Annotated in this window: 7 protein-coding genes and 1 tRNA gene; 1 reads left to right on the top strand and 7 read right to left on the bottom strand. The window is 34.6% G+C overall.

Translation table 11 applies throughout. From position 1 onward, the window contains the following. A partial coding sequence (locus tag T367_RS0117525; RefSeq protein WP_027421017.1) for a transposase occupies nucleotides 1–297 on the top strand: 297 nt, incomplete at its 5' end. A gap of 322 nt (nucleotides 298–619) precedes the next feature. Here T367_RS0117525 and T367_RS0117520 read toward each other — a convergent pair. From T367_RS0117520 to T367_RS0117490, 7 genes are all read right to left on the bottom strand, one after another. Beyond that, nucleotides 620–694, bottom strand: a tRNA-Val gene (locus T367_RS0117520). 79 nt (nucleotides 695–773) lie between these two features. Further along, a complete protein-coding gene (locus T367_RS0117515) occupies nucleotides 774–2,012 on the bottom strand; it encodes a bifunctional folylpolyglutamate synthase/dihydrofolate synthase (protein WP_027421016.1) in 1,239 nt (412 codons plus the stop codon). After that, nucleotides 2,012–2,746: a hypothetical protein gene (locus T367_RS0117510; protein WP_157454294.1), complete on the bottom strand. Its 735-nt coding sequence runs from the start codon at nucleotides 2,744–2,746 to the stop codon at nucleotides 2,012–2,014. Before T367_RS0117510 ends, T367_RS0117515 begins: the two co-directional genes overlap by 1 nt. A gap of 17 nt (nucleotides 2,747–2,763) precedes the next feature. Continuing rightward, on the bottom strand, nucleotides 2,764–3,165 hold the full coding sequence (locus tag T367_RS0117505) for an ExbD/TolR family protein (RefSeq protein ID WP_027421014.1): 402 nt from the start codon (nucleotides 3,163–3,165) through the stop codon (nucleotides 2,764–2,766). Nucleotides 3,166–3,184: 19 nt separating this feature from the next. Next, complete coding sequence (locus T367_RS0117500) at nucleotides 3,185–3,895, bottom strand: MotA/TolQ/ExbB proton channel family protein (protein WP_027421013.1); 711 nt, start codon at nucleotides 3,893–3,895, stop codon at nucleotides 3,185–3,187. Nucleotides 3,896–3,941: 46 nt separating this feature from the next. Next, a complete protein-coding gene (gene nhaD, locus T367_RS0117495) occupies nucleotides 3,942–5,429 on the bottom strand; it encodes a sodium:proton antiporter NhaD (protein WP_035845564.1) in 1,488 nt (495 codons plus the stop codon). A gap of 13 nt (nucleotides 5,430–5,442) precedes the next feature. Then, entirely contained in the window at nucleotides 5,443–6,672 is a 1,230-nt protein-coding gene (locus T367_RS0117490) for a Glu/Leu/Phe/Val dehydrogenase dimerization domain-containing protein (RefSeq protein ID WP_027421011.1), read from the bottom strand. Nucleotides 6,673–6,706 lie beyond the last annotated feature (34 nt).

Raw genomic sequence — 6,706 nt, 5'->3', positions numbered from 1 at the left:
TATAAATTATCACAAGAGCTTAGATTATTTTTTAATACTAAAACAGGAAAAGGTATTGCTTTAACAAAATTAGCCCAGTGGTATGATAAGGTTGAAAAATCAGGATTTAAAAGTTTTGCTACCATTATGAATACTATTCGAATCAACTACGAGGGGATTGTTAATTATTTTGAACACAGAAGTACAAATGCAGCTGCAGAATCTTTTAATGCAAAAATTAAAGCGTTTAGATCCCAATTTAGAGGTGTGAAAAATGTTGCTTTCTTTTTATTCAGATTAACTAAAATATATGCCTAGTCCCCAACAATTGGTCTTGATCCGGTGTTCTTGTATTGAAAAATTAATACCAGAATGTGAGAATTATAATAATCGTAGTACACGATTGTTTTATGAATAAGTGGAAGAAACAAATGACTTACTTTATTCAATCAACGGATTTAATAAAATTATATACCTAGATGTTAATAGAGTCGTTTTAAGCGTCGTTTAATCTACTTGCGAAACTTTTTACATTCCGAAAAAAAAGATCAAATTAGGGCGTTAATTCCCAACAATTAGAATGATTAGATATTCTTGGAAACAAAAAAACCTCAGCTTACGCTGAGGTTTTTTATTTTCGTGGGCCTTACTGGATTCGAACCAGTGACCCCCTGCTTGTAAGGCAGGTGCTCTGAACCAACTGAGCTAAAAGCCCCACTATCGCTTTCGTTATTTATTACCTTTGTAATACGTGATTGCGGGTGCAAATATACGCAGCTTTTTTAAACCTGCAACTATTTTTTGAAAAAAATTTCATTTATTTTTTCAAATAAATAAAAACTACCGCAAATCAATATCAAATCTGTAGTATTTGCCTTTTTTTGAACCTGCATAATCGCACTACTTAAATCATTGAATACCAAATAATTTAATTTATTCTCTTTCGCAAATCCGTCAAATATTTCCTTTTTTACACTTCTTTTTGAATTAAATTCAGAAAAATAATATTTGTACTGTTTTGGTAAAATTTTAAATATTTCATCCACTTCTTTATCATCCGAGGCACCATATATCAAATGGACATCTGAATAATTCATTTGATTTATCTCAAATATTAAGTTTTTTATACCGGCAACATTATGTGCAGCATCAACAATTATATCCGGTGCATGTTTTATTAAATGTAATCGCCCAAAGAAATTAGTGGTTTTTATCACTGTTTCTATTCCTTGATTAAAATCGTTCTCTGATATTGTCCAATTTTTTTCTCTCAATACTTCAACCCCACTTAAAACGGTATGTATATTTCTTTGTTGGAATTTACCTAGCAAATCTGTTTTAAGATGATTTAACGGCGTTTTATCCGCAAAACGAATACTTGCTTGCTTTGATTTCGCAACCTCCTCAAAAACTTCTACCGATTCGCTTTGTGTCTGTCCAATGACAACTGGTGTATTTTGTTTTATGATACCTGCTTTTTCTCTCGCTATTGCTGATATCGTATTTCCTAAGAACTGCGTATGATCTATTCCAATATTAGTGATAATCGAAAGTGCTGGATTGATAACATTGGAAGCATCCAATCTTCCTCCCAAACCGGTTTCAATAACCATCACATCACAATCGTTTTCTGCGAATGCCAAAAACGCCATTGCCGTAGTAATTTCAAAGAATGAAATTTCGTGGGTTTCAAAATATTCTCGATTCCCTTGTATGAAATCTAAAACAAATGATTCGTCTATCAATTCACCATTAATCTTAATCCGTTCTCTAAAATCGAAAATATGAGGACTGGTAAACAAGCCAACTTTGTAACCTGCATGTTGTAAAACTGACGAGAATATATGAGAAACAGAACCTTTACCATTCGTTCCTGCAATATGAATTGACTTTACTTTTAATTCGGGATTCCCTAGATGGGTGAGTAAATTCTGGATACGTTCTAAACCTGGTTTATATGCCGTAGCTCCTTGTTTTTGATAATTGGGAATTTGTATAAACAACCAATCAATCGCTGACTGATAATCGGACATTAAACTTTCTTAAAGTGGAATCGCTTATAACCTACATGTTCTTCACCAGAACCAGGCTTACTATCATACTTCATTGAAGCTGCTGCTTTTTTAGCTAGCGTAATTAGATAATCACTACCACTAGTTGATTCTGTAGCCTTCAACCTTGTTCTTACAACTTTACCACTAGCGTCTACCCATATATCTAAAGCGATAATACCTTCTTCTTGTGCATTTGAATTAATGTCTGCTCCCTTTACAACCTTACGATTGGGATTGTATTTACCTGTAGCGTCAGGTCCATCTCCTTCACTATCTCCAACTCCTGTACCTTTTCCAAAATTATCACCATCACCCGTTTGACCATTGTTTCCTGTTCCTCCGCTAAATGTAAAACTAGCATCGGGTTTAGGTTCTGCAACCTTTGTCGTTTTTGTAGTTTTAGAATTACCACTACCAGAAGGTACAGAAACTGTTGCTTCTTCTTGTTGCTCTATTTTAGGAGCAGATTGTTGAACAGTTTTAACCTCTGGTGTCGTTGCTTCTTCCGGTTGATCATTACTTCCTGCTGAACTCCCTCCACTCTCAATCTCAACATCCGGCATTTCTATTTCAATAATTACTTCTTTAATTGGCGGATCTGGTTCCTCAAGACTTACTAAGAAGAAAAATAAAATCATGAGCATAATAAAGACCAAAGATGCATAAAATGCTCTTCTGTGATCCTCTTGTTTTAAGTATGATAATATGCTCATTTCAACCTTACTTTAGATTATTTAAAAACCAATATCGGTTTCCATTTATTCTTCTTAGACAATGCGATTAATTGGAATACAAATTCGTAATCTGCATTTCTATCACCAGAAATCTTGATATTCTTATTTTCCAAATTCTCTGCCATTTTGGCCATAATCAAAGGCTCAATCTCTTCATACGTATATTCAGTTTCAAAATCCTCTTGCAATACGTACATATTATTCGCATTGACACCTACGTTCAAAGTAGAATTTTCTTTTGTATTTTTTGAGTTATTACCATCTGGCAAATCAACAGGAATTCCTGGTTCTGCCATTGTACTCATGATAATAAAGAATATCAATAACAAGAATACAAGGTCAGTCATTGAAGACATTCCCCCTTCTGCTTTTACCCTATTTCTTCTACCTAAATCCATATCTTACTTTATTGTACAACTATTTCCCTGGTTCGTTCAATAAATCTAAAAATTCAATTGAAGCACCTTCCATTGTATGGATTACTTTGTCAACTTTTGCAACTAAATAATTATATGCCATATATGCAATAATACCCACTACTAATCCAGCAATAGTAGTTACCATTGCCTCCATAATACCGCCTGAAATTGTTTGAATTTCAATAGTTGCTTCAAATTTCATTGCATGGAATGTTTTCACCATCCCTAATGTTGTTCCTAAGAAACCAATCATTGGTGCAACACCGGCTGCTGTAGCTAAAAAGCTTAATCTCTTTTCTAATTCGTAAATCTCTAATTTACCAACATTCTCAATTGAACTTACGATATCACGCATCGGTCTTCCGATTCTAGAAATACCTTTTTCAACCATTCTAGCTGCAGGATTATTTGTTTGTCTACACAAATCTCTCGCTGTATCAATTTTTCCATCGATCAAGTATTCTTTTACTTTATCAATGAATCCTTTTTCATCCTTCAATGATTTATTGATAGATAAAAAACGTTCAACGAAAATATAAATCGTCATTATAGAAATAATAGCCAATGGAATCATTGCCCATCCACCATCAACGACTAACTCCCAAATTGGAATATCACGTGTTAAATCACTAACCCCGTCAACGGCATTAGTAGCATCAGCACTTGTCGCTGGATTTATATCTTGTAATAATAATGTGAAGACACTCATGTTCAATTTTATTTTATACTAAATTAACGAAAAATTCATGTAAATGTTACAAAGCGTTCATTAGGTAATATGTTAAAGCTCCGGCAAAGTAACCTACAATGGCATACAAACTAATTTTTTTGATATACCATCCAAAACTAATCTTTTCAAGCCCCATCACCGCAACTCCAGCAGCAGAACCAATGATTAATGCACTACCACCTGTTCCTGCACAATATGCTAAGAACTGCCAGAACATTCCATTTTCAGCAAAATTACCTACTCCTACAGGATACATACCTTGAGCTGCTGCAACCAAAGGAACGTTATCAACTACTGCAGACAATAGTCCAATTGCAATATTGATAGAGTATAAGTTTTGATCCAATGTGTCATCTAAGAACATTGCAACTTGTGCTAAATGACCAACCTCTTGTAAAGCAGCAACAGCCATCAAAATTCCTAAGAAGAATAATACACTTGCAGTATCAATTTTTTGTAAAACTGAAACCACAGACAATCCTTTTTTATCTTCAGATTTCTTTTTAGCGTGCAGTAATTCGGTTATCATCCATAAAAAACCTAAACTTAACATCATACCTGTAAATGGAGGTAAATGTGTAGCCGTTTTAAATACAGGAACAAATAATAATCCCGCTAAACCAACGAAGAATACTAAATTTTTCTCCCAACTTTGTGCACTTGCTACGTCATGTCCAATTCCTTCTACTTTCTCAGGTCTTTCAACAGAACCTTTGATGAAAAATGATGCAATTAATAAAGGAACAATCATTGCGACTAATGAAGGGATGATTAACTCTGTTACAATTATCATAGTACTTGGTAATTGACCATTGTTCCACAACATCGTTGTCGTTACATCTCCAATTGGAGACCATGCTCCACCAGCATTCGCAGCAATAATGATAAAACCACCAAATAACCAACGTACTTCAACATTTTTAATCAATTTTCGGATAACGGATATCATCACAATTGATGTTGTTAAATTGTCTAAGGCGGCGGACATGAAGAAGGTTAAAATACAAATCACCCATAATAGTTTAACCTTATTGGTGGTACGAATTTTATCTGTAATAATTGAGAATCCATCATGCGCATCAATTAATTCAACAATCGTCATTGCTCCCAACAGGAAGAATAATATACTTGCGATATCAAATAAATGATGAACTAACCCATGTTCAACAAAGTGTTGTACATACTCACCCGTATCATGATGCCCAGCATCAGATGCGTGATCAACAACGGCTTCTTGACTTAAGGCTGCCTTCTCATTTTTATCTTGTTCAACTTCAAGGTACTCAACAAAACCACTGTGATTCTCGCGGAGTTCTTCGTCCTGAATTAGTTCAGATATTGATTTTGAAGTATCAACTTTTAAATGTTCAGCAGGCCATAGAGCATATAAGCCCCAAGATACCATCCCTATTAATAAAGCTGATGCAGCCTTATCTACATGAATATTGTGTTCCAATGCAATCGCTAAATAACCGACTACAAAGACAATGACCATTATAATTTCAATTCCCATAATAATTTGATTTTTATACCAATTCGCTCAAAGCGATTTCAAATGCTGTTTTAGCAATTTTTGTTTTAGATGGATTAGTAGATTTAGCTGTTAATAAAGCTTCTTTTATTGTATATGATGTATCATCAAAAATACCTTGATCAGTTATTTTAGGTAAATCACTACTCATTAAATAAGCGAATACCCTTGCCATTCCACAATTCGAAATAAAATCTGGAATAACAGCAATTTTATTATCTGTATAATCTGCAATTGGTCCGAAGAAAATTTCTTCGTCTGCAAAAGGAACATTGGCTCCTGATGAGATAACGCCTACGCCAGCGTTAATCATTCTATCTACGTGATCTTGAGTAATCATTCTAGAACCAGCACATGGAATAAATACATCTGCTGGCACATCCCAAATTTTAGCACTGATCTCGTCGTAAGACAGCATATTATCAGCTACCAATTGATTACCTTTTTTATTTACGAATAGTGCTCTAACTTCTTCAAGTGTATACCCTTCTTCTTTAATCAAGCCTCCATCACGATCAATTATCCCAACAATCTTTGCTCCGTTTTGAGCTAAATAATATGCAGCAGCTGATCCTACATTCCCCCAACCTTGTACAATTACTTTTTTTCCAGCAACTGAACCTTGCCACATTTCATAAAAATGTTTAATAGATTCACTTACTCCAAAACCAGTAATCATATCTGCAACAACATATTTATTGTTAACATTTGGCGAATAAGCCGGATCTTCTATCACCTTTAAAACACCGTGACGTAATTGACCTATTCTATGAATTTTTTGAGCTTCTCTTGGTTGAAAATGACCGTTAAAAACACCTTCTTGCGGATGCCATACACCGCAATCTTCAGTAATTGGAATTACCTCATGAATCTCATCAACATTTAAATCCCCTCCAGTACCATAATAATATTTTAACAAAGGGGTTACCGCCGCATACCAACGTTTTAACACCCCCTTTTTTCTAGGATCGTTAGGATCAAAATTAATTCCTGATTTTGCTCCTCCAATTTGTGGACCTGCAACAGTAAATTTAACCTCCATCGTTTTAGCTAAAGATTCGACTTCTCTCTTGTCTAAACCTTTTCGCATTCTTGTTCCGCCTCCAGCGGCTCCGCCTCTTAACGAATTAATGACTACCCAGCCTTCAGCTTCAGTCTCAGCGTCTTTCCATTCAAAAACAATCTCTGGTCGTTTGTTCTCAAACTTTTTCAATAAATCCAACATGAAATGTAAATTTTAAGGAGCAAAAATAAGAAAG

Source organism: Crocinitomix catalasitica ATCC 23190 (assembly GCF_000621625.1).
Lineage (GTDB): Bacteria > Bacteroidota > Bacteroidia > Flavobacteriales_D > Crocinitomicaceae > Crocinitomix > Crocinitomix catalasitica.
The sequence above is the reverse complement of the archived record's forward strand: the minus strand, read 5'-3'. Positions and strand labels throughout refer to the sequence as shown.